Annotated in this window: 29 protein-coding genes and 1 other RNA gene; 22 read left to right on the forward strand and 8 right to left on the reverse strand. The window is 52.5% G+C overall.

Going from position 1 to position 24,244, the window contains the following annotated elements:
- Nucleotides 1-771: IS3 family transposase (locus tag CLV44_RS11525; RefSeq protein WP_106592267.1), on the forward strand; the 771-nt coding region annotated here is incomplete at its 5' end.
- 414 nt (nt 772-1,185) lie between these two features.
- On the opposite strand, the gene CLV44_RS11530 is transcribed toward CLV44_RS11525, so the two are convergent.
- Both CLV44_RS11530 and CLV44_RS11535 read right to left on the reverse strand, forming a co-directional pair.
- Nucleotides 1,186-1,482, reverse strand: coding sequence for a hypothetical protein (locus tag CLV44_RS11530; protein WP_106592268.1), 297 nt, complete (start codon nt 1,480-1,482; stop codon nt 1,186-1,188).
- 39 nt (nt 1,483-1,521) lie between these two features.
- A complete protein-coding gene (locus tag CLV44_RS11535; protein ID WP_170069329.1) occupies nt 1,522-2,907 on the reverse strand; it encodes a replication endonuclease in 1,386 nt (461 codons plus the stop codon).
- An 823-nt stretch (nt 2,908-3,730) separates the two neighbouring features.
- On the opposite strand from CLV44_RS11535, the gene CLV44_RS11545 reads away from it, so the two are divergent.
- The gene (locus tag CLV44_RS11545) at nt 3,731-4,468 is read left to right on the forward strand and encodes a hypothetical protein (protein ID WP_106592271.1); all 738 of its coding nucleotides are present in this window, start codon (nt 3,731-3,733) and stop codon (nt 4,466-4,468) included.
- Nucleotides 4,469-4,937: 469 nt separating this feature from the next.
- Here CLV44_RS11545 and CLV44_RS11550 read toward each other — a convergent pair whose 3' ends face one another.
- A complete protein-coding gene (locus CLV44_RS11550) occupies nt 4,938-5,213 on the reverse strand; it encodes a DNA-binding protein (protein ID WP_106592272.1) in 276 nt (91 codons plus the stop codon).
- A gap of 117 nt (nt 5,214-5,330) precedes the next feature.
- Between CLV44_RS11550 and CLV44_RS11555 the strand changes: the two genes are divergently transcribed.
- From CLV44_RS11555 to CLV44_RS11600, 11 genes are all read left to right on the forward strand, one after another.
- Complete coding sequence (locus CLV44_RS11555; RefSeq protein WP_106592273.1) at nt 5,331-5,537, forward strand: MerR family transcriptional regulator; 207 nt, start codon at nt 5,331-5,333, stop codon at nt 5,535-5,537.
- Nucleotides 5,537-5,752, forward strand: coding sequence for a hypothetical protein (locus CLV44_RS11560; RefSeq protein WP_106592274.1), 216 nt, complete (start codon nt 5,537-5,539; stop codon nt 5,750-5,752). The genes CLV44_RS11555 and CLV44_RS11560 overlap by 1 nt, the downstream gene beginning before the upstream one ends.
- Nucleotides 5,749-6,045, forward strand: coding sequence for a hypothetical protein (locus CLV44_RS11565; RefSeq protein ID WP_106592275.1), 297 nt, complete (start codon nt 5,749-5,751; stop codon nt 6,043-6,045). Before CLV44_RS11560 ends, CLV44_RS11565 begins: the two co-directional genes overlap by 4 nt.
- A gap of 242 nt (nt 6,046-6,287) precedes the next feature.
- Nucleotides 6,288-6,572 carry a hypothetical protein gene (locus tag CLV44_RS11570; protein ID WP_106592276.1) on the forward strand — a complete coding sequence of 95 codons (285 nt, stop codon included), beginning with the start codon at nt 6,288-6,290 and terminating at the stop codon, nt 6,570-6,572.
- Between the two features lie 179 nt (nt 6,573-6,751).
- The gene (locus CLV44_RS17230; protein ID WP_146139999.1) at nt 6,752-6,988 is read left to right on the forward strand and encodes a hypothetical protein; all 237 of its coding nucleotides are present in this window, start codon (nt 6,752-6,754) and stop codon (nt 6,986-6,988) included.
- On the forward strand, nt 6,985-7,200 hold the full coding sequence (locus CLV44_RS11575; RefSeq protein ID WP_106592277.1) for a major capsid protein: 216 nt from the start codon (nt 6,985-6,987) through the stop codon (nt 7,198-7,200). The genes CLV44_RS17230 and CLV44_RS11575 overlap by 4 nt, the downstream gene beginning before the upstream one ends.
- Before the next feature lie 115 nt (nt 7,201-7,315).
- Entirely contained in the window at nt 7,316-8,602 is a 1,287-nt protein-coding gene (locus CLV44_RS17235; RefSeq protein WP_146140000.1) for a hypothetical protein, read from the forward strand.
- Nucleotides 8,603-8,604: 2 nt separating this feature from the next.
- Entirely contained in the window at nt 8,605-8,943 is a 339-nt protein-coding gene (locus tag CLV44_RS11585; protein WP_170069330.1) for a DUF2523 family protein, read from the forward strand.
- A 2-nt stretch (nt 8,944-8,945) separates the two neighbouring features.
- On the forward strand, nt 8,946-10,172 hold the full coding sequence (locus tag CLV44_RS11590) for a zonular occludens toxin domain-containing protein (protein ID WP_106592280.1): 1,227 nt from the start codon (nt 8,946-8,948) through the stop codon (nt 10,170-10,172).
- A gap of 66 nt (nt 10,173-10,238) precedes the next feature.
- Entirely contained in the window at nt 10,239-11,513 is a 1,275-nt protein-coding gene (locus CLV44_RS11595) for a hypothetical protein (RefSeq protein WP_146140001.1), read from the forward strand.
- Nucleotides 11,513-12,505, forward strand: coding sequence for a phage integrase (locus tag CLV44_RS11600; protein WP_106592282.1), 993 nt, complete (start codon nt 11,513-11,515; stop codon nt 12,503-12,505). The genes CLV44_RS11595 and CLV44_RS11600 overlap by 1 nt, the downstream gene beginning before the upstream one ends.
- Here CLV44_RS11600 and CLV44_RS11605 read toward each other — a convergent pair.
- The 3 genes from CLV44_RS11605 to smpB all read right to left on the reverse strand — a co-directional run bounded on the left by CLV44_RS11605 (nt 12,466) and on the right by smpB (nt 13,995).
- Nucleotides 12,466-12,966 carry an ion channel gene (locus tag CLV44_RS11605; protein WP_106592283.1) on the reverse strand — a complete coding sequence of 167 codons (501 nt, stop codon included), beginning with the start codon at nt 12,964-12,966 and terminating at the stop codon, nt 12,466-12,468. The two genes, CLV44_RS11600 and CLV44_RS11605, sit on opposite strands and share 40 nt — an antisense overlap.
- A gap of 138 nt (nt 12,967-13,104) precedes the next feature.
- Nucleotides 13,105-13,462: a transfer-messenger RNA gene (gene ssrA / locus CLV44_RS11610) on the reverse strand.
- 53 nt (nt 13,463-13,515) lie between these two features.
- On the reverse strand, nt 13,516-13,995 hold the full coding sequence (gene smpB, locus CLV44_RS11615; protein ID WP_106592284.1) for an SsrA-binding protein SmpB: 480 nt from the start codon (nt 13,993-13,995) through the stop codon (nt 13,516-13,518).
- A 161-nt stretch (nt 13,996-14,156) separates the two neighbouring features.
- Between smpB and CLV44_RS11620 the strand changes: the two genes are divergently transcribed.
- Genes CLV44_RS11620 through CLV44_RS11630 form a run of 3 tightly spaced genes read left to right on the forward strand, consistent with a single transcriptional unit; the run spans nt 14,157 to nt 16,300 of the window.
- Nucleotides 14,157-15,521, forward strand: coding sequence for a sodium-dependent transporter (locus tag CLV44_RS11620; protein ID WP_106592285.1), 1,365 nt, complete (start codon nt 14,157-14,159; stop codon nt 15,519-15,521).
- 27 nt (nt 15,522-15,548) lie between these two features.
- Nucleotides 15,549-15,980 carry a type II toxin-antitoxin system RatA family toxin gene (locus CLV44_RS11625; protein WP_106592286.1) on the forward strand — a complete coding sequence of 144 codons (432 nt, stop codon included), beginning with the start codon at nt 15,549-15,551 and terminating at the stop codon, nt 15,978-15,980.
- Nucleotides 15,981-15,988: 8 nt separating this feature from the next.
- Complete coding sequence (locus CLV44_RS11630) at nt 15,989-16,300, forward strand: RnfH family protein (RefSeq protein WP_106592287.1); 312 nt, start codon at nt 15,989-15,991, stop codon at nt 16,298-16,300.
- Between the two features lie 14 nt (nt 16,301-16,314).
- On the opposite strand, the gene CLV44_RS11635 is transcribed toward CLV44_RS11630, so the two are convergent.
- Complete coding sequence (locus tag CLV44_RS11635) at nt 16,315-16,656, reverse strand: outer membrane protein assembly factor BamE (protein WP_106592288.1); 342 nt, start codon at nt 16,654-16,656, stop codon at nt 16,315-16,317.
- A gap of 88 nt (nt 16,657-16,744) precedes the next feature.
- On the opposite strand from CLV44_RS11635, the gene fur reads away from it, so the two are divergent.
- A complete protein-coding gene (gene fur, locus CLV44_RS11640; RefSeq protein WP_106592289.1) occupies nt 16,745-17,176 on the forward strand; it encodes a ferric iron uptake transcriptional regulator in 432 nt (143 codons plus the stop codon).
- Nucleotides 17,177-17,201: 25 nt separating this feature from the next.
- Here fur and recN read toward each other — a convergent pair whose 3' ends face one another.
- Nucleotides 17,202-18,869 carry a DNA repair protein RecN gene (gene recN, locus CLV44_RS11645; protein ID WP_106592290.1) on the reverse strand — a complete coding sequence of 556 codons (1,668 nt, stop codon included), beginning with the start codon at nt 18,867-18,869 and terminating at the stop codon, nt 17,202-17,204.
- A 169-nt stretch (nt 18,870-19,038) separates the two neighbouring features.
- On the opposite strand from recN, the gene grpE reads away from it, so the two are divergent.
- The 5 genes from grpE (at nt 19,039) to CLV44_RS11670 (ending at nt 24,231) form a co-directional block, all read left to right on the forward strand.
- Nucleotides 19,039-19,632: a nucleotide exchange factor GrpE gene (grpE, locus tag CLV44_RS11650; RefSeq protein WP_106592291.1), complete on the forward strand. Its 594-nt coding sequence runs from the start codon at nt 19,039-19,041 to the stop codon at nt 19,630-19,632.
- A gap of 103 nt (nt 19,633-19,735) precedes the next feature.
- A complete protein-coding gene (gene dnaK, locus CLV44_RS11655; protein WP_106592292.1) occupies nt 19,736-21,658 on the forward strand; it encodes a molecular chaperone DnaK in 1,923 nt (640 codons plus the stop codon).
- Nucleotides 21,659-21,761: 103 nt separating this feature from the next.
- Nucleotides 21,762-22,901 (forward strand): molecular chaperone DnaJ, encoded by a 1,140-nt coding sequence (gene dnaJ / locus CLV44_RS11660; protein ID WP_106592293.1) that lies wholly within the window; start codon nt 21,762-21,764, stop codon nt 22,899-22,901.
- Between the two features lie 47 nt (nt 22,902-22,948).
- The gene (gene dapB / locus CLV44_RS11665) at nt 22,949-23,758 is read left to right on the forward strand and encodes a 4-hydroxy-tetrahydrodipicolinate reductase (RefSeq protein WP_211298133.1); all 810 of its coding nucleotides are present in this window, start codon (nt 22,949-22,951) and stop codon (nt 23,756-23,758) included.
- 161 nt (nt 23,759-23,919) lie between these two features.
- Nucleotides 23,920-24,231, forward strand: coding sequence for a YqfO family protein (locus tag CLV44_RS11670; protein ID WP_106592294.1), 312 nt, complete (start codon nt 23,920-23,922; stop codon nt 24,229-24,231).
- Nucleotides 24,232-24,244 lie beyond the last annotated feature (13 nt).

Below are 24,244 nucleotides of genomic sequence, written 5' to 3' on the forward strand. Positions count from 1 at the left end.
CGTAGCCGATCCCGGATTGACATTAAACGGCTTGAGCAGCGAGCCAAGGTGAATGAGCTTTTTGCGCAAAGCCGGAGCTCAGCCGGAAGCCGTACGATCATGACCCAGATGCAGGGTGAAGGCTTTGAGATTGGCCGTTTCCGTGTGCGGGGTCTGATGCGTGAGCTGAACCTGACCTGCAAGCAGCCGGGACCGCACAAGTATAAACAGGCTACGGTCGAGCGACCGGATATTCCCAACCGCCTTAACCGGGAGTTTGAGGTACAAGCCCCCAATCAAGTGTGGTGTGGTGATATCACCTACATCTGGGTGCAGAACCGCTGGCATTACCTGGCCGTTGTGCTTGATCTGTTTACACGTAGAGTCGTTGGCTGGTCGTTCTCGGACCGCTCGGATAGCGCACTGGTCGTAAAAGCCTTGGATATGGCATACGAGCAGCGTGGCAAGCCTGCTGGGCTGATGTTCCATTCGGACCAGGGAAGCCAATATGCCAGCCGAGCTTTCCGGCAACGCCTGTGGCGCTACCGAATCCAGCAAAGCATGAGTCGCCGGGGAAATTGTTGGGACAACTCGCCAATGGAGCGACTGTTCCGGAGCTACAAGTCCGAATGGATGCCTGCCACAGGTTACAGAGCAGCAGGTGAAGCCCAACAAGACATCAGCTTCTATCTGATGGAACGATACAACCGGCAACGGCCACATCAGTACAACCAAGGATTGCCACCCGCTGTGGCAGAGGAAAAACTTAACTTATTGTCCGGTATTAGTTGACCACTACAGATGCCACGCTTTTTCGACAGGGACTTTGCCTGTTTCTTCAGCTTTTCAAGGCGGAATTGGGAACCGTTAGAAGTAGACATAGTAATATCCTTTCAGTAACAAATTACTATTGCCCACTAATAGCACTGGCTGAATGAATACTACTTGCTTATGAGAGGGGCTCTTGTCGCTAGGACTTTTCCAATGTGGGCGGAAGGCGCAGACCAGGCACCTGACCAATAAACTAATAGGAGATAGCGCAAGTGTCAAGCAGGTGCTTAGCACACGTTGTGCGCTAAGCACCAAGTCACATTGTATTTGGTGTGGTGGCGGTAAAGGATTGCCACGACCGGCACCTCCCCGCAAGCGGGGACCCCTCCGGCCGAGTTCCTCCTTTACCTTCCGCATGACCTTGGGTGCCAGTTACTAGGCAAAACGCCCTGGAACTTGGGTGGCCTTTTCCACCAGCAGGTAGTCCCCGCAAAGCTCCGTTTTAATGAGCTGCTCCATGCCGTCCGGGAAGCGCACTATGACTTCGATCTCTTCATTCATGGTGAGTACCCCGCACACGATGCCAAGCACTGATATTGGCGGCTCTGGCAGGTAATGCCGGTGTTCCAGTCGTATGACTTCTTTGTTCAGCAGCGAGCAGGCCTCCTGAAGCTCAAACCGAAGATCAGGATTCCATTCACCCAGCGTTGTCAGTTCGTATTCTTCGCCCATTTTCGTCTCTCTGATTCGTTCGGTTATCGTTCCGTACACTTATTGACACAAGTCCAAGGCGGCGTACCGCCGCACACCTGTTCCCCTACGTTCACAGGTGTGTGTCGTTACGCCTTTTGGGACCAGCTTCCATAATCGTGATCGTGTGATGATCTCCTGTGCTTCCACGAGGAGGCCTACAAGGCGCGGTGCCTTCAAGTCGCCAAAGCGGGTGATGGCATCCTCTTGGATTTCGCCGGTATCAGGATCGGCAAGCCGCTTGCGTTCATACAGGGACTGAATAGGACGCAGAATGCGGCGCATGATGGGACCTCCCATAACCATGACGTATGCAGCCCATTCGGCGGCATCTGCCGCCTGAATGGCGCTGTGCAATAGCTCTGAGTCGTTACGTTCATTGTCTGCGCGGGCTAGCCGTCTCAGTTCGCGCCAGATTGTTACACTGGGGCCGCCGATGAACTGGAACTGGCGAATGTTGTAGGTACTCGCCCAGGCATCAATGGCGCGAGCCGAGTCCTTGGCATCAAGGCCGTGCAGGTCGGTTTCGAGATATTCACCATCAATGTTTTTGGCAACATACTTGGCGACATAGCCGGCAGCACTGCCACGGCTGGAGTCTATGTGCTTGGCCGTGAATCGGTGCTTGGCTGCTCCTCGCTCGTCCGGATCGGAGCGCAGGGAGTATTCACGGAAGATGGCGCGTACCTGTTCGCAGTGTTCGGCAGGCATGAACAGCAGCAGGTGCCAGTGGGGTGTACCATCGTGGTTTGGCTCTACCACTCGCAGACCGTATACGTTCAGGTCGTTGCGGTGGAGCTTGGCACGGATGCAGCGGAACAGTTCGGTCAGGTACTTGTGTGCTTCATCGGGTGCGGTGCCGTCATACTTCGGATTTTGGCCGCCACGCTTTAGCCGAGCGTGCATTCGGGAAGGGGTGGTGATGGTGTAGAACTCCCCAAGGTGCCCCAGATGTTGAGCGACCATTTCGAAGCCCTTTATGCGGGTCATCAGTTCGGCGCGGCGCACGGCTGGGTTGGATACCGAGCGGTCGTGCAGGTCTTTCAGGGAGAATTGTTGTCCTGCATCGTTTTCGATATAGGTGTTTTGCAGGTACTCGGCGGTTTTGACCTTCTGGCGTCTGCGGCTTTCTCGGGTATAGCTGCTGGAATAGGCAGAGCGTTGCGAGCAGACCAGTCCCAAGTCCCGTGCTATCGACTCAATGGTTCGGCGCTGAAGCTTCTGTACTTTCCGCAGCCACCAGCCTTCGTTGCACAGTCGCTTGATACAGGGCAGGAGGTCACCTTCAAAGTCTTTGGGGAGTGGGGGAGTTAACTGGTATTTTTCAGCCTGTACCCTGAGTGTCTGGAAGCATTCAGCCGAGTAGCGTGCCCGTTCCGCAGCTTGGGTGCATTCAAGCGCACGCAAACGGCAAAAGGCTTTCAGGCTATCAAGGTCGGCAGACAGGTTAAGTTCGTGGATCGTCAGACGCTGGTCTACGTCCAGCAGGTTGCGGTTGGCCTGAACGTAGCTGCTTTCCTGAACGGTCAGCAGATAAGACTGTGCCAGCTCTGAGCATAGAGACTCATGGCGCAGGAGTAGCCGTTTACGGAAGTCGTGGCATTCATGGGTGCCATGTTGCCTGAGAAGGTCGCAGGCTGAGTCTGGCGTCAGCGGTGACGAAGATGTGACGAAAGTGTGCCGAGCTGGGGACCAGCTTGGACCATTCGGGACAACATCAGGGAAGTGGGGTAACCGACTGCAAGCCCCGTATTCGGTGGCTTGCAGTGGTCTGGAACGGTCTGGACAGTTCCGGAATTTGGTGGAGGTGGCGGGTTTCGAACCCGATCATATTTGTCTTCGTTACATCAGTATATGCCTGTATACACCGTAAAATCAGGCTTTAGGCAGACCACCGGCGCTTGTTGCTGCACTATGTAACGCAATGTTTTCGACAGTTTTTCGACACTATGGATAGGTCTTGGCGTGAATTGGCAGAGGCCATAAATGACAAAGGCCCCCATAAGGGAGCCTTACTTCACAGCCTCAATCCGGCTTGTCATCGCCTTTGGTCAGGGACGAGCCTTAGCACAGTATCGAAAGCTTGATATCCAGACGGTAGAGCAGAAAAACCTATTAATTTTTTTGATTTGGATATATGTTTATTTATCCAGACGAGTTCGTATAAAATTGATAAATTATAAGTTTTAATTATTTTCTTAAGTTTTGATTTATTCTAAAGGGGTTCAATATGGAAGAATCTAAGGAACTAGTTATCCAGACAGTTCAATTGTCAACTATGTCAGATGTTTTTTCAATAATACTCTCAGTTGTAGCATTGATTGTCACAATTATAGGTTTTTTTGCGTCTTTGAAATTTTATAGAGATGGTGTTCAGTTACAAAATTCGGCTAACGATGCTCTTTCCAAGCTTGAAGAAAAAACAAAAAATATTCAAGATCAAATCGTTGGGATGTTTGATAAAACCTTAGATGCTGCAATTTCAAAAGGAGCAGAGGTTGATAGTTCATTCGATGACTTAGATAAAAGACTAGTAAGTGTTAAAGAATCACTTACTGCTGAAGCAATTAAAGAATTAGGTGCAGCAGGTGATATGCAAATAAATAAAATTAGGGATATAGTTAATGAGCAGCTAAGCAGAATAGAAGAAGGTATAGATTTAACACGGGTCCGAACTGAAAATGCACTCAATAAAAGCAATAATGTATATACAATCAATCCTAATATATATGAAGCAGTCTTATGTGCTTTCAAGAGGTTGGGTGATCGCCCAGTAAGCCAAGCGGAGTTGAAAAGTATAATGAAAATCCCAGCATCAATTTTGAGTTCTACTATAAAAAAAATGGTTGAGGTTGGACAGCTTAGGGTAGTAAGTGATGATAACGGCTTTAAAAGTTATGTTGTAGACTGGGATTCTATGCCGCCTTGGCTGGATTATAATTCTATTTCTAAAAATTCTTATGGTTAATGTTATCTTAAAAATATTTTATATTTAATAGTAGTGCTTTTATATTTTCCAGTATTTTAATATAAAAAATAATAGCTATTGGCGCTAAAATCTATTTAATTCGAACAATTTAATTTTTTAGCGCCGCCACTCCACGTATGTAATGGTGCCTCGATAAGTTTGTACAATGTATATTCTGTTTGTCATCTTGTATTCGTAGATAGTCCCATAACCTGTATTACGTGAGCAGGTGTCGTTGGATGGCTTCTTACAAACACTGCCAGAATACGATTTTCCTGGCTTGATATGTTTATGCAGCTTCGAAACTGGGTCGCCAGTTGTGACTAGTACGGTGCCGCCTTTCAGTCGAATATCAGCATGTGAGTTGCTTGTCAAAATCACTGAAAGGGCTAGTGTTGTGATCGTTACTTTTAGTCTGCTCATCCTTCCTCCCTGTTGTACCAACGTTCCATCACCTTATGAGCAACGCTTAAACCGCGTTTCGTGTCCCTGACTCTGAGCGTTGCACTTCTTCCAGGTTAGGGCTTGTCTGTCCTACCTCTGGTGCCACATTTCCAGTTAGTAACCACAGTGCAAATTGAGGGTATAGCTTCGCCAGTGCTTCGGCTTCATCAATACCAAGCCTGGCTTTCCCCCGCTTGATGTTTTGCCATCGCACATATTCTTTGCTGTTAGGTATAGCCAAGTCTTTCAGGCTTGCCTGCTCTAGCAATAGCAATGCTCTATCTAAAGCCCTTTCAGACATTGAAAATCTCAATCGATGTTTTATGTACATATTTCAGGGTAAGTGTATCATTTACATATGTTCATAGGACATAAATCATACAGAACCCTAACAACAACTGATTATAGGGGCGCAACCATGGAACAACAACCGATCACACCAGCACCGGCCCCCGTGCCGCCGTTGATGGCTTGGCGGGAGTTCGCGGACTGGATTCGCATTGATCAGTCCATTGTCCGAGGCTGGATAGAGAACGGATACCTCCCCTCTGAACGCATTGGCAAGCATCGCCTGATCAACGTCGCTCTCCTATCCCAGCAGCTGCTTGAGAAGGAGTCGATCTGATGACCTTTCTCGACGGCACTAAAGTTGGCTTTCGTTTCTGTGCCTGGAGTCTTGAGCAGGGCAGACCCTTACCCGAGCGGATTCCAGAAAACCCGCTTTTCAATGCGTTTCAACGTGGCTTTGTTGCGGCAATAGACTCCGCTCATATCTTGGCTGAAGGCTTTGGGTGTGGTCCCGCAGAGCAACCTAAAGCCGAATCGGAAGCGCTGTCATGAAGACCTTTATTCTTTTGTTGATGTACGTCTTGTGCTCTACGGCCTACATCGCCTACATCAGTGAGACTGACCATCCATTCATCATGATGGTTGCCTCTTGGATTGGTACAGCCATCGCCGCTGCGTTGGTCCAGTTACTAAGCCTCTTGATGAACATGAGCTCGTTCTTTCTCTGGAAGCGTGACCACGACGTTTCCGTACCGTCTCCCGCTACAGCTCAGGGCTGCACCCCTGAGGGGGGCGTCAGTGCCATTCGTGCTGACGTTAATTTTACTGGTGGAACCCATGAATAAGCGTCTCCGCCAACTGGTGAAACCGGCTGAGGTAATGGGCCTGTGTTTGGTCTGTGGACAACAACAGTGCACATGCCCTCCGGTTCCCACCGAAATGATTAACCAACCACGTCGTCTGTGGACCTTTGGCGGTCGGGTTTCACGCTGGTCTGTTTGCTCCTGTGAAGCACTGATCGCTGTCCCGACTGCATACCCCGTTAAATGCCCTGAATGTGGCGAACTGAACTGATTGAGGAATAACCATGAATATCAACATGACCGCTGACGTTATCCAGGCAAGCCGCTACGACATGGACGGCAACAAAGGTGCTTCCATCTACGCAACCCAGAAAACCGATGGCTCCAACCCTGACCGCGCTGGTCTTGAGCTGATGAAGCTGACCTGTGATTACGGTGTGGTTGACCTGCTCCGCGACTTCCTGCCGTGCAAGTGCGAGATCGTCGCACAGCCTACGCAGGGTGCAGGCCAGAAGATGGCATTCAAGGTCGTGTCTATTAAACCGCTCACTGCCAAGGCTGCCGCCTGATTGCCCAGCGCCCTCGGTTCGGCGGGTCTCGCGTAGCGAGGCACGACCGGACGGCGCAAGAGGCACAGGCTGGCTATGGCAAGTGACGCGTAGATAAGGAGACATGGCAGTGATTGGACTATCACCTGATGCAATCGATCTGGACTCCCTGAATCTCAATATCGCTAAGGTTGACGACCTTGGCTGATGTACTGATTTGCACTGCCTGGAACAGCACGACCAATACCTGTGATGCTGTTTCCTTAGTGCCCGATGTCTACCTGTTTAGCAGCGCTGCAGTTCAGAACATTGATCTGCTGCTGAATGGGGGATTTGACCGCGACTCATTCGGATTGGGTTTTGTCGGTTTTCTCAGCCTGTTTGCTATCGGGTTAGCAACAGGATTAGTTGTTTCACAAATTAGGAAATTACGATGATTAAAAATATGGCTAAAAAAGTGGGTGCTGGTCTGGCGACTGGTTCAGCCTTCGTAGGTTCTCAGGCAATGGCTGCGATTGATGTTGCTGCCGTTGGTACTGAGATTTCGGCCGCAGGTGATGCTGCTTCCAGTACCGGTACTCTGGTTATCGCTGCTGTCGCTGCGATTGCTGGGGTTGGCTTGATCATTGGCTTGATCCGCAAGATCTGATGATCTGGTCCCTTTTGTTAGGTGCTTTCGCTGCATCAATGTTTGTAACAGGGATGCGGCTTGGTTGGTACGTTTAACAAGGGGGACTTCGGTCCCCTTTTTAAATGGTGTGTCTATGCGTGCAGTCATTAACTACCTAAGACCGAACTTCTCCATTTACTGGTGTAATTTGGTTTTAGCCCATTTTTTTGCGTTCATGCTTGGGTTTATTCCGGTTTTGGTTTTCGGTGCTGATGATTTTTTTTATGCCAGTGCCAATCCAGATATTAAAGGTCATAGTGCTCAAGATACATGTGATGCCTATGCGGAATATTTCATTTCAACTCTTGTTTCATGTGGTGATCAGGATCATAAGGTTAACACATCGGTTTTTGAAAAAAATATTAGTAATGAAAATGGTTCATGCAATATAAGTTATGATTGGCCCATTTGTTATGGTGGTGAATTTAGCCATTTTTCCAAAAACGGTACAAACACAAAAATATTGAAATCATTATGTACTGATGATGATAAACTTAATCCGTCTTCACCCTGTTACCAAAAACAATGCCCTGAACCTGGTACACAGGCCGGGATTGAAATCCAGCTATATGAGGGTGTCACGATGCCCTTTGCCTACTCTATTAATGGGTGTGAGTGCGAGGTTGAGTTTTACGCACCGACAACTGATCCTGATGAAAACGGTCTGGTTAATTATATCGGCACCTGTTTGTATACAGGCGCAGAACTGGAACCGACTCCGGGTAATGATCCCGAGAATCCTGGTGAACCACCCGAACCAGATGAGCAGCGTTGTTATTACGATGATGGCACCTTTGCCGGTACTGTATCCAGTAACGCCCAGTGTCCTGAAGGTTCCCGTCCTGATCCTGAAGGGGGTGACGATGGTGGCGAAGACCCAGAACCCTGTGATCCTGCAACCGACCCTAGCTGTCCTGTAAATCCGCCCGACCCTGATCCTGAAGACTGCGATCCTGAAACAGAGGAATGCAAGGAACCTGAAAATCCTGGTACGCCTGGTAACAACGTTGCTGATAAAGGTAACACTGAGATTGCCCAGTTTTGCCGTGATAATCCTAAGGCTATTCAATGTGCTGAATACGTTTACAAAGAAATCCCTGATAATGCTAAAGGATTTTTCGATCTCGATAAGTTGGATACTCAAATAGAAGCTGGTTGGGAGGATCTGAGTGATGTTATTTCACAGACTCAGGCAGATGTTAAAAGAACATTCGATTTGTCACTTTCCGGCGGCAGTGGTCTCCCTTGTTTTCCTTTTATTTCGTGGGATGGTAAGCAATATGATGTTTGCTTATCCCAATATAGTGATGCAATGGGTATTTTGGCCACCGTTATTCTGTTTTTATGCATCGTCGTTGGAATCATGATTTTACTGAGGTGATTATGGAAGTCGTAAATGGTATGCATGCTTTTTTAGATTCTATTACGGGCTGGCTCGATTCTGGTCAATACGGATTTTTTACCGATTTTAGTGCATTCATGGTTAAGCAAGCAGTTATTGGATATATCGCATTCATTGCAAATGCTATTCCTTTTGCTTGGGGTATTGCGAAAGAGCTAATGAATGACCTAAATATTTCAACATACTTGAACCAGGCATGGGGTGCGCTTGATTCTGATACGCGTTCTATCGCAGCTTATCTTAAAATCCCAGAGGGAATAAATTTCATTCTATCCTCAGCCGTTACGAAATTTGTACTTAGGTTCATACCGGGGTTCTGATTATGTCGATCACGATTCACCATGGCTCGAACGGCTCATATAAAACCGCCGGTGTCATGTCTGATTACTTCATACCTGCAGCCCATGCGGGCCGCGTTGTCGTTACGAACATACGCGGCGTTGATCGTGCCCGCACAATGCTCAATATGGAAGACGTGCCTGATTCCTTCGATGTGATCTATATCGACACGGACACACGGGAAGGGCGCTACCAAATTGCCACTTGGTTTCATTGGGTGCCACTGGGGGCGCTTTGCCTGTTTGATGAATCAGGCGTGATGTTCCCCAAGGCATGGCGTCAAAAGGACTTCGACGCGCTGGATTATCCGGGTGGCCCCGACCAGGCATCGGCGGATGGCCGTCCGGCGAACTGGGTTGAAGCCTGGGAAATGCACCGTCATTTTAACTGGGACATCGTCCTGACGGCACCGAATATCAAATCCATCCGCGAGGATATCCGCCAGACAACGGAAGGTGCCTATAAACACAAAAACAGGGCCTTGTTAGGTCCCATGTTCACGGGTTACCGGGAGGGCTATCACGATGCGCAAAAAAACGGACAGTCAGCAACAGACTTTGACGTCGTGCGAAATAAACGGGTTAACCCTCTGGTTTTTAGACTCTACGACTCCACCAGAACCGGAAAAGCCCAGCAAACGCTCAACGGTTTCAACCTGTTTAAATCGCCTCGTGTGTTATTTGCGTTGGGTATTTCCGTTTCTGCAGCCGTCTACGGAATCACCAGCGGAGGTTTACAGATCTTCATGGGTCCTGGCACTGTTCCACCTGCTCAGCCGATTGATACGCCTGCCGTTCCAGCTGCTGTACCAACTGATGCGCCCGATCCTGCGCCTGCTCGGCCGAATGCTCCTCCGGCTGTTGATCCTCGTCTGCGTGATGTGGATGCTTTCTCAGATCGTCCGGCTGGTAGTGTAGATTCCGGTCCCCTCGCCGGTTATAAGGTCTGGATATCCGGTTCCCTGGAACGCTCGGACCTTCATATTTACCACTACGTCCTGACTATCCTGATCGATGGTCAACCCCAGGAATACATCAGCAGCGATATCCAGCAAATGGGCTACCGCATTCATTCCCGCGGCTCCTGCTCTGCTGAGATCGAGTTTAAGCAAGAAAGATACCCGATTTCCTGCGTTGCGCTGGCAGCGAGGGAGGGGCGACAGGTGGAGCAACCGACCACGTTGCCAGCGCTACCGTCGACGGCCCTGTAGCACGTCTCAAATAAATACATAAAACAGGTTGTTGCTACGCAATACCCCTTTGTTATTCAGGTGCAGATGATGAAAAAAGAAAATTTGACCCGTTTTGATCAGAATTTTGAGCGTTCCGAGTTCGGTCGTAACTTCTGTTTGCCTTCAGGTGAACTCGTTGACCTACATGGAGTACGCATTATCGACACATCCATTGATACGGTTAGGCAGCTGTACAACGGCATGTTGAACCATGATGTGCTGGATGGGCTTGAGGAAAGGCTAGAGGCTGAGCATCGTCCAGTCGTGGAGTACCAGGGGCATTTGTGGCGGCTTAGGCGTGGTGGCAAGGCAGGTTTCAAGTTCCTGCTTCAGAATGCCGAGTTCGGTGTTGTCATCTTGTTGAAGAACAACCACACCACAGCTGACCGTGCCGGTAGTCACTGCAAGGTTGAGATATCTCCCAAGCTGATCAGGGATCAGTCCCCTGATGTACTGCAACACCAGATGGATGAACTCGCGTCTGGCTGGTTTGTAGTAGCTCCGTCCCCCTGTGGTGTTGCCATTCATATCGCAACCGACTGGCAGGGCTGGACACCCCCGTCTGATTTTGTCAGCCGGTTAACCTGTCGATCTCAACGGGTTAATGATCGTTCGGGCTTTCAGTCCCTTGAAGTGACCACCGGCGAAGTGGCCAGCGTCTATGGTCGTGGTCAGTCCTACACCTTCGGCACGGTCTCCAGTCTTCAGGCTGCGTTGTACAACAAGTCGAAAGAGATCATTGCCCACGACAAAATCGACTACTTCCACGGCATATGGGCAAGTAAGCTCGGGCATGACTGGGAACCGCTCTGGAACCCTGATCAGGATGTGTGGCGGCTTGAATTCCGGTTCTCTCAAACTGTGCTTAGGCAGTTTGCCGAGTACAACACCACCCAGGACAAGAAGTGCAACCTTAGCACCTATGAGTCTGCATCCGAGTACCTGGCTAACCTTTGGGCCTATGCGCTCGACCGTTTCCGTCTTGACCACAACCGCCGATTTGTAGACCCGTTTTGGACCGTTCTGCACTCGGAAACCGAGTGGTCTAAGCCTGCCCCTGACTTCATCGCCAAGCGTCAATACAAGACTGCCGGCATTGGCAATGAAAAGAACGTTGCTCTTGCTTTGGGAAACCTGATTTCGATCTATGCCAGGAACAACATTACTGCCCGGAAGGCTTGGAGCTGCCTAAAAAAGTCCGGTCTCTGGCGTGATTTGATGGGGTATATCAAGGCCAGAGAAATTACCAAAACAGACCTGTTCGACATGATTGAGCGGGGGTTACTGGAACGAAGGCTAACGAGCAAGGTGGCCGCATAGTGGCAATTACATCCTTACCAGATGGTCGTTGGAAAGTGGACATTGAGCCGGTTAAAGGTCGTCGATTTCGCAAGACGTTCAAAGCGAAGGCTGACGCTAAACGGTTCGAATTAGTGTGTCGGCAAAAAGTCATCCAGGACCCCGAATGGTCACCCAGAACCAAGGATCAACGCAAACTCAGTGAACTCGTTGCCTTATGGTATGACCTGCATGGCCACACTCTTCGAGACGGCGAGCGTCGTAAAAGAGCATTGTTGTGTATGGCTTCGCGTCTGAAAGACCCAGTGGCAGCCAAGCTCACCCCGTCGGCCTACATGATAGATCGTCGTAAACGCTCTGACTCAAGTATCGCTGATAAGACCCTGAACAATGAATTGACGTACATCCGTGCTGTTTACAACGAGCTTTATGCCTTAGACCAGGTGAAATACGAAAACCCTTTATCCAAGGTGAAACCGCTCAAGCTGCAACAGAGGGAATTGTCCTGGCTGACTCAGGACCAGATTCGTGAGTTGTTGGAGGTTATCCGCTCCCGATCGGCAGGGGCTAACCCTCACCTGGAACTGATTGTGTTAGTTTGCTTGGCAACTGGGGCAAGGTGGTCTGAAGCTCAGAACCTGAAACCCACATCGGTTCGGAACAGGGCAGTGACGTTCAGCAACACCAAGAACGGCAAGGTTCGAACCGTACCGATATCTCAGGACCTGGAGCAACGCCTCCAAGAACACTGGAAGGTATACGGACCCTTCACCAGCTCTATTGGTGCATTCAGGCGTGCGCTGGAGAAGACAACGATAGAGCTACCCAAAGGCCAAGCTGCTCATGTGCTGCGGCATAGCTTCGCAAGTCATTTCATGATGAATGGCGGGAATATCCTAACCTTGCAGAAGATACTAGGCCATTCAGCTGTGACAGTGACCATGCGATATGCGCACCTTTCACCGGATCACCTTCAGGAGTCTTTGAGGTTTTCGCCTTTGTCGTTTCTCTGAAGCAAGAAGATAGTTTTACCTACAATCATTGCCATAAAGACCTGGCCCATCAAGGCCTCTGCCATAGCGAATAGCTTCAGGTTTTCGGGAGGGCTGAAGCCTCCGTATCCAAGTGTTGTCCAGGTTACTACGCTGAAGTATATAGCGTTTAGCCAGTCTGGATCGAATGTGTTTCCTTCAGCGTCACAGCAGAGCCCTACTACTCTATATAGAAAAGCGAACATGAAGATCATCAGGATTACGACAATCAGGAAGTGCGCAAATGACTCGAACTTATGAGGTGTGTTGAAAAACCGGTAGCTTGAAATCAAGGCGGAGCAAACCAAGGTACCAAAAATTATCCACAGACCGGGATCTCCCCAGAACTTTAGCGTTTTTAAAACAGCAATTACTAAGAAGAAGGTGAAGGCAAGTGCTATCAGGTCCGAATATTTCCGGAATACGGGTAGCCAGTTCTGCATTTTGGTGACCTCTCATTCCTTGTGAGGTTTGGTTAGTGCCAGTAGGTATCATTTCGACACTTTCTCGACACATGGTGGGGTTTTGCGGGGCTAGAAAAGAAAAAACCCTGTATAAACAGGGTCTTGTCTTCTGGAATTTGGTGGAGGTGGCGGGTTTCGAACCCGCGTCCGCCAATCCTCTGCCTTAAGATCTACATGCTTAGGCTTCTCTATTTAATTAACCCGTCACGACCCGAGAGCCAGGGTGTTATGGGCGAGCTCTTTTAGTTTTAACCGTTCAGCTTAGAGCAAAGCATCCAGGCGATTCTGTCTCGAATGACACCGCGAACCTCTGAGTTACAGACACCTTAGAGTGCGGCGCTAGCCGACTTAAGCGGCTAGAGCGTAGTTATCGTCGTTTGCAACTATAACTGTGTGATGAGGGATTAACGAGAATCATCACGTTCTCGGCATGCACCCAAGGGTTCGTAATCGGCGTCGAAGCCAAGTCACCCCCAGATAAGAACTTCTATTGTAACGACTTAATCGGTCGAGCGAAAGCTAAACAGCTTAACGCGCGGAGGTAGACATTTCTCGCTGCTTCTGGCGATTCCAGTCTTTCTCTTTCTCATCGGCACGTTTGTCATGCAGCTTCTTGCCTTTCACCAGCGCGATTTCACATTTGACCCGACCGTTTTTCCAGTACAGGGCCAGTGCAACGCAGGTGTAGCCTTTGGCGTCGACAGCGGTAATGAGTTTGTCTATCTCGCGACGGTTCAGCAACAGTTTGCGTTCACGGCGCGGCTCGGTGACGTAGTGGGTTGAGGCGGTAATCAGGGGGGTGATATGTGCACCCACCAGCCAGGCTTCGTCATTTTTGAATATGACGTAGGAATCGACCAGCTGGCCGCGACCTTCACGCAGACTTTTGACTTCCCAACCCGTCAGGGACACTCCAGCCTCGAAACGAGTTTCGATGGAGTATTCGTGCTTGGCACGTTTGTTAAGGCAGATGGTGTCTCCGCCCGGGGACTTCTTTTTCTTAGCCATATGACGATTATATAGAGGGGCATGATGCAATGAAAGCATCCAAATTGAGCTGTTTGGGCATGTTTAGGTTACCGGTGTGGCAACAAATGTCTGAAAAGGTTGTCACCCCTGTCCGAAATATGAACAATTGCTCTCTTCTGTAATGTTTACATGAGAGCGCTATGCAGTCTAAACAGTCTATTCACGGTTCTTGGGGAAGTCGCTGGGTCTTCATCCTCGCGGCCACCGGATCTGCAGTCGGGCTGGGTAACATCTGGAAGTTTCCCTACATCACCGGTGAAAACGGCGGCGGAGCCTTCGTTCTGGTTTACCTGTTCTGCATTCTGCTGGTCGGTATTCCGATCATGATGGGTGAAATTCTGGTCGGTCGTCGGGCGCGTCAGAGCCCGATCAACGCGATGCGTGAGACGGCCGCAGAGGCGGGCCTGAACCAGAACTGGAGTCTGGTCGGCTGGATCGGTGTGTTGGCCGGCTACATCATTTTCTCGTTTTATTCGGTTGTTGCCGGCTGGGTGATGCATTATATCGCCGGCATGGGTACCGGGCAGTTTGTGGATATCGGCAGTGAAGAGGCCGGTCAGCGGTTTAACGAACTGCTGGCGAGCCCGGAACAGATGCTGATGTGGCACACGCTGTTTGTGTTGATGGTGGTCGGCGTAGTGGCTGGCGGCGTCAATAAGGGGCTTGAGCGCGCAACCAAGATCATGATGCCGGCACTGTTCCTGCTGTTGCTGGTGTTGCTGGGTTACTCGGTAAATTCCGGCAGTTTCGGCGAAGGCTGGGATTTCCTGTTCAGCTTCAATCCGGAAGCCTTGACCTGGGATTCAGTGCTGGTGGCGCTGGGGCATGCTTTCTTTACCCTGTCACTGGGTATGGGTGCGATCATGGCCTATGGCTCCTACATGGGTAAAAAAGACTCCATCGGCATGACCGTGCTGACGATTGGCGCACTGGATACGCTGGTGGCGCTGGTGGCGGGGCTGGCCATTTTCCCGGTTGTGTTTGCCAACCAGATGGATCCGGGTGCAGGCCCCGGTCTGATGTTCATCACCTTGCCGGTGGCGTTCGGTCAGATGCCGGGTGGCCAGGTATTTGGTTTCCTGTTCTTCCTGCTGGTCGGCGTTGCGGCCTGGACATCGGCGATCTCGCTGCTTGAGCCAGCGACGGCCTGGATCGTTGAACGTTTCGGTTTGAAGCGTTTGCCAGCGGCCGGCTTGTTGGGTGTTGTCGTTTGGCTGATGGGCATCGCGTCGCTGTTGTCGTTCAACTACTGGGAAGATATCAAGCTGATGGGGATGGGGATCTTTGATTTCCTCGACTTCATCACCGCCAATATCATGCTGCCGCTGAGCGGGTTGATGATCGCGTTGTATTCGGGTTGGATGTTGCATCAGAAAATCACCCGTGATGAGCTGGCGTTGAAATCGAACCTGGCTTACAACTCGTGGCTACTGGCGATCCGCTTCATAGCACCTGTTGCGGTTTTGATCATCTTCGTCGTCAATCTGTATGACAAGCTGGCCTGACAATCAGGCCAGCCGGGTATTTCCACAATGACACAAGTGAATCGCAGTGCGCTGGTGATGCACACCGCCGAGCAGATGTTTGACCTGGTCAATGATGTGCGGAGTTATCCGCACTTCCTGCCCTGGTGTGCATCAACCGAGGTGGTGTCGGAGAGTGATGAAGCGCTGGTCGCGACACTCCACCTGTCGAAGGGTGGGCTCAAGTACAGTTTTACTACACGTAATGAATTGAGTCGCCCTGCTAAAATGGATATTGCACTGGTGGAGGGGCCGTTTTCGTCGCTGCACGGGCATTGGGTGTTTACGCCTCTGAGCGATGAAGCCAGTAAAGTTGAACTGACATTATCGTTCGAGTTCAAAGGCAAGTTGACGGGACTGGCGATGTCGAAGGTTTTCAGTTCGGTGGCGACCACGCTGGTGGATGCCTTTGTCAGCCGCGCCGAGCAGGTATACGGATAAGGAGTGGGATGATGAGAGTTGAGGTGGCTTATGCACTGCCGCATGAGCAGAAAATCATTTCGCTGCAGGTCGAGGACGACTGTACGGTGCAGCAGGCCGTGGTGCGCTCGGGTATTGTCGAGCTGTTCCCCGAAATCGACCCTGCCGCAACCCCGATGGGGATTTTCGGCAAGGCGGTAAAGGATCCGGCGACAACTGTTCTGAAAGAGGGGGAGCGGGTGGAGATCTACCGACCTCTGATTGCGGACCCTAAGGAAGTCAGGGCGCGTCGGGCAGCCAAAGTGAAAGCACAGAAAGCCGCCGAGACACCGTCAGAGTAAATCGGAGCCGGATATCAGGGAGTGCTATCCGGCTTGCTGCCAGGGCGGAAGTCACCGCTCATGCGGACCAGCGTGTCATTGTCGAAAAACAGGCTGATGCGCTCCTGGTAGCGCTTATTACCACCTTCCTTCAGGCTGTAGATGTAGTCCCAGCGGCCTTCGCTGAAACTGTCATTGACCAGAGGAGTCCCCAGGATGTAACGCACCTGGGCAGGGGTCATGCCGGGACGCAGCTGATCCACCATTTCCTGGGTTACGACATTGCCCTGAGGGATGTCGATTTTGTACACACCGGGAAATTCGGAGCAGCCGGCGATCAGAAGTGCAACTGTTGCGCTGAGAAGAACCTTTCGCATCGGACAATGGCTTCCGTTTTCATGCCTAAACAAAGATAATGGAGTCTAACATTGCAAATCCCGAACAGCATAGTGATTGAGACCTAATATGGCACTGGAAAATCAGGAACTGCGGAAGGCCGGACTGAAGGTGACTCTGCCGCGGGTCAAAATTTATCAGATTCTTGAGCGTGCCGGAGAGGGTGACCACTTCAGTGCCGAGGATATTTACAAGCTGCTGATGGAGCAGGGTGAGGATGTCGGTCTCGCGACCGTCTACCGTGTACTGACCCAGTTTGAAGCGGCTGGGCTGGTGTCCCGTCACCACTTTGAAGGTGGCCATTCGGTCTTCGAACTCGCGCGTGATGAACATCACGACCACGTTGTCTGTGTGAAATGTGGGCGTGTACGTGAATTCACCGAGCCCAAGGTGTCTGAAATTCTGGAAAAAGTGGCGAACGAGCTCGGCTTCATTATTACTGAGCGCACCCTGTACCTCTATGGCGTCTGCAAGGGCGGCTGCGAGGAAGACGACAAGTAATCTGCTACAGATCCGCCGTCGGCCATCAGGCCGACAGCATCTCCCGGGCATGCGTCAGTGATGTCCGGGTGATATCCACTCCGCCCAGCATTCGGGCGACTTCTTCGATCCTTTGTCCCTTGCTCAGTCGCTGAACGCGGGTGTGCGTGCCGTTGTGTTGGCCTTTCTTGCTGACATACAGGTGCTGGTGCCCTTGTGCCGCGACCTGAGGCTGGTGGGTGACACACAAAACCTGAACCTGTTTACCCAGATCGCGCAGCAGTCGTCCCACCACTTCGGCAACGGCACCACCAATACCGACATCAACCTCATCGAATACCAGGGTGGGGGTGCTGGACGTTTGTGCGGTAATGACCTGAATGGCCAGGCTGATACGTGACAGTTCACCGCCGGATGCGACTCGCGCCAGTGCCCGCGCCGGTTGGCCTTCGTTGGTACTGATGAGAAATTCGACATCTTCAAGGCCGTTGGCGTTGTAGCGTTCGGCATCCAGCGGGGTCAGGCAGGCACTGAAGTGGGCGGCAGGCATGCCCAACGCATGTAGCTGCTGGTCTACCTGAAGGTCCAATGTACCGGCACAGCGCTGGCGAGCTTCGCTGAGTTCGGCAGCGGTTGTGAGGTAGTCCTCGCGGGCGCTCATCACGTCCCGCTCAAGCTGTGCCAGTACTTCATCGGATCCGGTCAGGCCGTCCAGCTCCTGTTGCAGGGTTTGATGGAACTCTGCCAGTTGCTCCGGCAGCAGGCGATGCTTGCGGGCAACGTCGTAGATGGCAGAAAGGCGAGCTTCCACTTCCAGCTGGCGTTCGGGGTTGATTTCGATGCTGTCGAGGAAGTGGCGGATTTCCCGGCTGGCTTCGTCGATCTGGATCAATGCTGTATTGAACATCTCGCCTGCCTGCTGCATGCGCGTATCCTGGCGCTGTAGCTGGTCCAGCAGTTGCAGGCAGTGTTGCAACATCGACTGACAGTTTTCGCCTTCGGCATCACTGCTCAACTGCATCAACTCGTGACCGGTGGTCAGCAGGCTGCCGGCATGTTCGAGCAGTTGCTGCTCCTGTTCCAGCTGCTCCAGTTCGCCGCTTTGCAGTGCCAGCTGGTTCAGCTCTTCGATCTGGTAACTGAGCAGCTGAATGCGGGCGTTGCGCTCGTCCGAAATCTGTGTAAGTTCAAGCCACTCTGTGTTCAGTCGGCGCCACTTGTGGAAATGTCGGCGTACTTGCTCGGCCAGTTCGGTATGGCCGCCAAAGCCATCAAGCAGAACACGGTGGTAATCCTTTTTCAGCAGGCGCTGGTGCTCATGCTGGCCGTGAATATCCACCAGGTATTGGCCCAGTTCACGCAGTAGGGTGAGGGGGGCCGGGTGGCCATTGATATAGCTGCGGCTGCGGCCCTCGCGGGTAATGATGCGACGCAGCTGACACTCCTGAGGATCGCTGTCCAATTCGTGCTCATGCAGCCAGAGCATGGCGGCCGGCAGTTCACGGATGTCAAAGCTGGCGGTCAGCTCGGCACGGTCTGCATCCTTGAGCACGCTGTCACAGTCGGCGCGGTCGCCGAGACAGAGGCCCAGGGCATCCAGCATGATCGACTTGCCGGCACCGGTTTCGCCACTGATTACGGTCATTCCGGTATCCAGCTCGATATCCAGAGCGTCGACGATTGCGAAATTACGGATTGTTAACTGGGTCAGCATGGCGGCCACTTTCATGGTTATTTATACAGTGTTTTACTGTATAAGCCATTTCGGCCCGAGCATCAATCATTGCACGAAAAAAAATCATGCTGCTGCTTGAATCGTGCGCACTGGTCCCCATATAGATTGACATCTAGGCGTAACCTCAAGAGTCAGTTGGAGAGACCTGATGGCGAAAGAGCAGCAGAACACCCACGAACCCGTTGAGCCGGTTCAGAACGCAGCAGAGGCTGAAGCCGTTATCGAGGCTGAAGTCGTAGAGCCGCGTGCAACCGATGAAACCCAGGCGGATTTGCTGCAGCAGCTCGAAGAATCACGCGTTGAGATCGACGCGCTGAAGAAGGCGCTGGCCGAACTGCAGCCGCGTGCGCAAGCTGAAATTCAGAACATGCGCCGCCGTGCCGAGCAGGATGTGGAGAAGGCGCACAAGTTTGCGCTGGAAAAATTTGCCGCTGAATTGTTGCCGGTCGCTGATAGTCTGGAACGGGCGATTGAAGCCAGCCAGGGCGATGACGAGAAGACCGTGGCAATCCGTGAAGGCATCGAAATGACATTGAGCATGTTCCTGGGCAGCCTGGAAAAGTTCAATGTGGAACAGGTGAATCCGGAAGGTGAAGCGTTCAACCCCGAGCACCACCAGGCGATGTCCATGGTGCCGGTTGAGGGCGTTGCCGCCAACACCGTCGTTACCGTGGTGCAGAAGGGTTATCTGCTGAACGGTCGTCTGGTACGTCCGGCCATGGTAATGGTTGCAAAAGGCTGACGGGGCGTTGAATTTCAGCAACGCGTACCCATATTAAGTAACAACGAATTTTAGACAGTTTATCAGCCCGCCCGGCGGGCAATTGATATATCGGAGCAGAAAAATGGGCAGAATCATCGGTATTGACCTGGGCACCACCAACTCTTGTGTGGCAATCCTGGACGGCGACAAAACCAAAGTTATCGAAAACGCAGAGGGCGATCGCACCACTCCGTCCATCGTTGCATACACCAACGATGGCGAAACTCTGGTCGGTCAGCCTGCCAAGCGTCAGGCGGTGACTAACCCGGAAAACACGCTGTTCGCGATCAAGCGTCTGATCGGCCGTCGTTTCGACGACAAAGTCGTGCAGAAAGACATCAAGATGGTGCCTTACAAGATCATCGCAGCGGATAACGGCGATGCGTGGGTTGATGCCAAGGGCAAGAAAATGGCACCCCCGCAGGTATCTGCCGAAATCCTGAAGAAAATGAAGAAAACGGCTGAAGACTACCTGGGCGAGCCGGTAACCGAAGCGGTTATCACCGTTCCGGCTTACTTCAACGACTCCCAGCGTCAGGCCACCAAGGACGCAGGCAAGATCGCCGGTCTGGAAGTGAAGCGTATCATCAACGAGCCGACTGCGGCTGCGCTGGCGTACGGCATGGACAAGTCCAAGGGTGACAAGACCGTTGCCGTATATGACTTGGGTGGTGGTACCTTCGATATCTCCATCATCGAGATTGCCGATGTGGACGGTGAGCACCAGTTTGAAGTGCTGGCCACCAACGGTGACACCTTCCTCGGTGGTGAAGACTTCGACCTGGCGGTGATCAACTACCTGGCCGACGAATTCAAGAAAGAGAGCGGCATCGATTTGCACAACGATCCGCTGGCGCTGCAGCGTCTGAAAGAAGCGGCCGAGAAGGCGAAGGTTGAACTGTCATCTGCGCAGTCCACTGACGTCAACCTGCCGTACATCACCGCTGATGCGACCGGACCGAAGCACCTGAACGTGAAACTGAGCCGTTCCAAGCTGGAGTCGCTGGTTGAAGAGCTGGTTGAACGCTCAATCGAGCCGTGCCGCATCGCAATCAAGGACTCCGGCCTGTCCGCGTCCGAGATTGATGAAGTGATTCTGGTGGGTGGTCAGAGCCGTATGCCGCTGGTACAGAAGGCAGTAGCTGAGTTCTTCGGCAAAGAGCCGCGTAAGGACGTGAACCCGGATGAAGCCGTAGCGATTGGTGCTGCGATTCAGGGTGCGGTCCTGTCCGGTGACGTGAAAGACGTATTGCTGCTGGACGTGACTCCGCTGACCCTGGGTATCGAAACCATGGGCGGTGTTGCCACTGCGCTGATCGACAAGAACACCACGATTCCGACCAAGAAGTCGCAGGTGTTCTCGACTGCTGACGACAACCAGACGGCGGTGACCATTCACGTCGTTCAGGGTGAACGCAAGCAGGCGGCACAGAACAAGTCGCTGGGCCGTTTCGACCTGGCTGACATTCCGCCGGCTCCGCGTGGCATGCCGCAGATCGAAGTGACCTTCGACATTGATGCCAACGGTATCCTCAACGTGTCTGCCAAAGACAAGGCGACCGGCAAGGAACAGTCCATCATAATCAAGGCCTCTTCCGGTCTGAACGATGACGAAATCGAACAGATGGTCCGTGATGCCGAAGCGCATGCCGAAGAAGACAAGAAGTTCGAAGAACTGACCGGCGCGCGCAACCAGGGTGATGCGATGATCCACACCGCGCAGAAAACCCTGAAGGATGCCGGTGACAAGGCAACCGACGAAGAGAAAGCCGGAATCGAAGCGGCGATCACTGCGCTGCAGGAAGTGCTGAAGGAATCCGACAAGGAAGCCATTGAAAGCAAAACCGAAGCGCTGACCGAAGCTCTGTCCGCTGTGGCACAGAAAATGTATGCCGATGCGGCCCAGGCCGAGCAGCAGGGTAGTGCCGAAGGCGCTGCCAAAGACGCGGCAGACGACGTTGTCGATGCCGAGTTTGAGGAAGTTAAGGACGACGACAAGAAATAAGCGTTCGCGCATGTCGATCGTTGCAGTGTGACAGCGCGGGCCCCGGCCCGCGTTGTCATGTCCGGCTTTTGCGAGCCAAACCTTAGCGAGTCAGATTCGGATCATGTCTAAACAGGATTACTACGAACTTTTGGATGTGTCGCGTGACGCATCCGACCGCGACATCAAAAAAGCCTATCGCCGACTGGCGATGAAGTATCACCCGGACCGTAACCCGGACGATAAAGCGGCTGAAGACAAGTTCAAGGAGATCAGCGAAGCCTACGAGGTTTTGTCTGATGCCCAGAAGAAAGCGGCTTATGACCAGTACGGCCATGAGGGCGTCAATGGTCAGGGTGGTTTTGGCGGCGGCGGTTTCGAAGGCAACTTCTCCGACATCTTCGGGGATGTCTTTGGTGACATCTTCGGTGGTGGCGGCGGTGGCGGTGGCGGTCGACGCCGTTCCGGCGTGCAGCGCGGTGCCGATCTGCGCTACAACCTGGATCTGTCGCTGGAAGAAGCGGTGCGCGGTTGCGAAAAGACACTGGAAATCCCGACCCTCGCCGGTTGTGAAGCCTGTGACGGCAGCGGTGCCAAGCCGGGCACCAGTGCCAAGACCTGTGGCACCTGTGGCGGCATGGGCCAGGTGCGCATGCAGCAGGGTTTCTTCTCGGTTCAGCAGACCTGCCCGACCTGTCGTGGCGAAGGCCGGGTGATCTCCGATCCCTGTGGTGCCTGCCACGGTCAGGGACGGGTCGAGAAAACCAAGACACTGCAGGTCAAGATTCCGGCCGGTGTTGATACCGGTGACCGCATTCGTCTGACCGGTGAAGGTGAAGCCGGTACGCATGGTGGCCCGGCGGGTGATCTCTATGTTGAAGTGCATGTGCGTGAACACCCGATCTTCACCCGTGACGGCAAACACCTGTACTGCGAAGTGCCGATCAGCTTCATCGATGCGGCTCTGGGCGGTGATCTGGATGTGCCGACGCTGGATGGGCGCGTCAAGCTGAAAGTGCCGGCTGAAACCCAGACCGGCAAGCTGTTCCGCCTGCGCGGCAAGGGTGTGGCCCCTGTGCGTGGCGGTAACGTCGGTGACCTGATGGTTAAGGTGATGGTGGAAACGCCGGTGAACCTGACCAGTCGCCAGAAGGAACTGCTGCGGGAATTTGCAGCCTCGACCGAAGAGGGTAACAGCAAGCACGGCCCGAAAAAGCATGGCTTTTTTGACTCGGTGAAGAAGTTCTTCGAAGATATGACCTGATTGCGTATCCCGATGGATGCCGGTACAGACACAGACAGGAAAACAGCATGATCAGAGTAGCGGTGACCGGCGCGGCCGGCCGTATGGGCAAAACCCTTATCGAAGCACTGCAGCAGGCCAGTGACGTGCGTTTCAGTGCCGCCATCGTTGAACCGGACAGTTCACTGATCGGTGCCGATGCCGGTGAGCTGGCGGGCGTTGGCAAACTGGGTGTCGCATTGGTCGGCAGTCTTGCTGCGGCGGTGGATGATTTCGATCTGTTGATCGACTTTACCGCGCCGGAAGTGACCATGCAGAATGTGGCCTTTTGTGCCGCGCACGGCAAAAAAGTCGTGATCGGAACTACAGGCCTCAACGATGGTCAAAAAGATGAGCTGAAGCAGGCAGCGAACACCACCGCCATCGTGTTTGCGCCCAACATGAGTGTAGGCGTAAACCTGTGCTTCAAGCTGCTGGAAATTGCAGCCAAGGCGCTGGGTGATGACAGCGGTTACGACATTGAAGTGATCGAAGCCCATCACCGCCATAAGGTCGATGCTCCGTCTGGCACCGCCTTGCGTATGGGTGAAGTAGTCGCTGATGCGCTGGGACGTGATCTCAAGGAGTGCGCGGTGTACGGACGTGAAGGCATTACCGGTGCGCGTCCGGCCAAACAGATCGGTTTTGAAACCATCCGTGCCGGTGATGTTGTCGGTGATCATACGGTTCTGTTCGCCACTGAAGGCGAACGTATCGAAATCACGCACAAGGCCTCCAGTCGGATGACGTTTGCCAAGGGGGCAGTCCGTGCCGCCGGCTGGCTGCAGGATAAACAGACCGGCCTGTTCGATATGCAGGACGTGCTGTCGCTACACTGAATTCAATCTTGTTGTTGTTCCCTCGCCCGCTCTCGTAGCGGGCTTTTTTATGCGCAAACGCAACCTTTCTGTCACCGGCTGCCGGTAACGTAGGATACTGCTTGCTGCACCTGCACAGTCAGGGCTATGGTATAGCGATATTTCAGCAGCCAGGAGGCGGAATGTACAAGCTCTGTTTCTTTGTTCCCCAAGCCGATGCCGAAGCGGTCAAGGCGGCCCTGTTTGCCGCTGGAGTCGGGCGTATTGGTGATTACGACCAGTGTTGCTGGCAAACCCTGGGCCAGGGGCAGTTCCGGCCGCTGGTGGGTGCCAACCCGTATTTGGGACAGCATGGTCAGCTGGAAACCGTGGCGGAATTGAAGGTGGAAATGGTGTGTATGGATGAGCGTATTCATACCGCTGTCGCTACGCTGAAACAGGCGCATCCCTATGAAGAGGTGGCCTACGAAGTCTACAGGCTGGCAGATATCTGATATCAGGCACAGA

The organism is Marinobacterium halophilum, from assembly GCF_003014615.1.
Lineage (GTDB): Bacteria > Pseudomonadota > Gammaproteobacteria > Pseudomonadales > Balneatricaceae > Marinobacterium > Marinobacterium halophilum.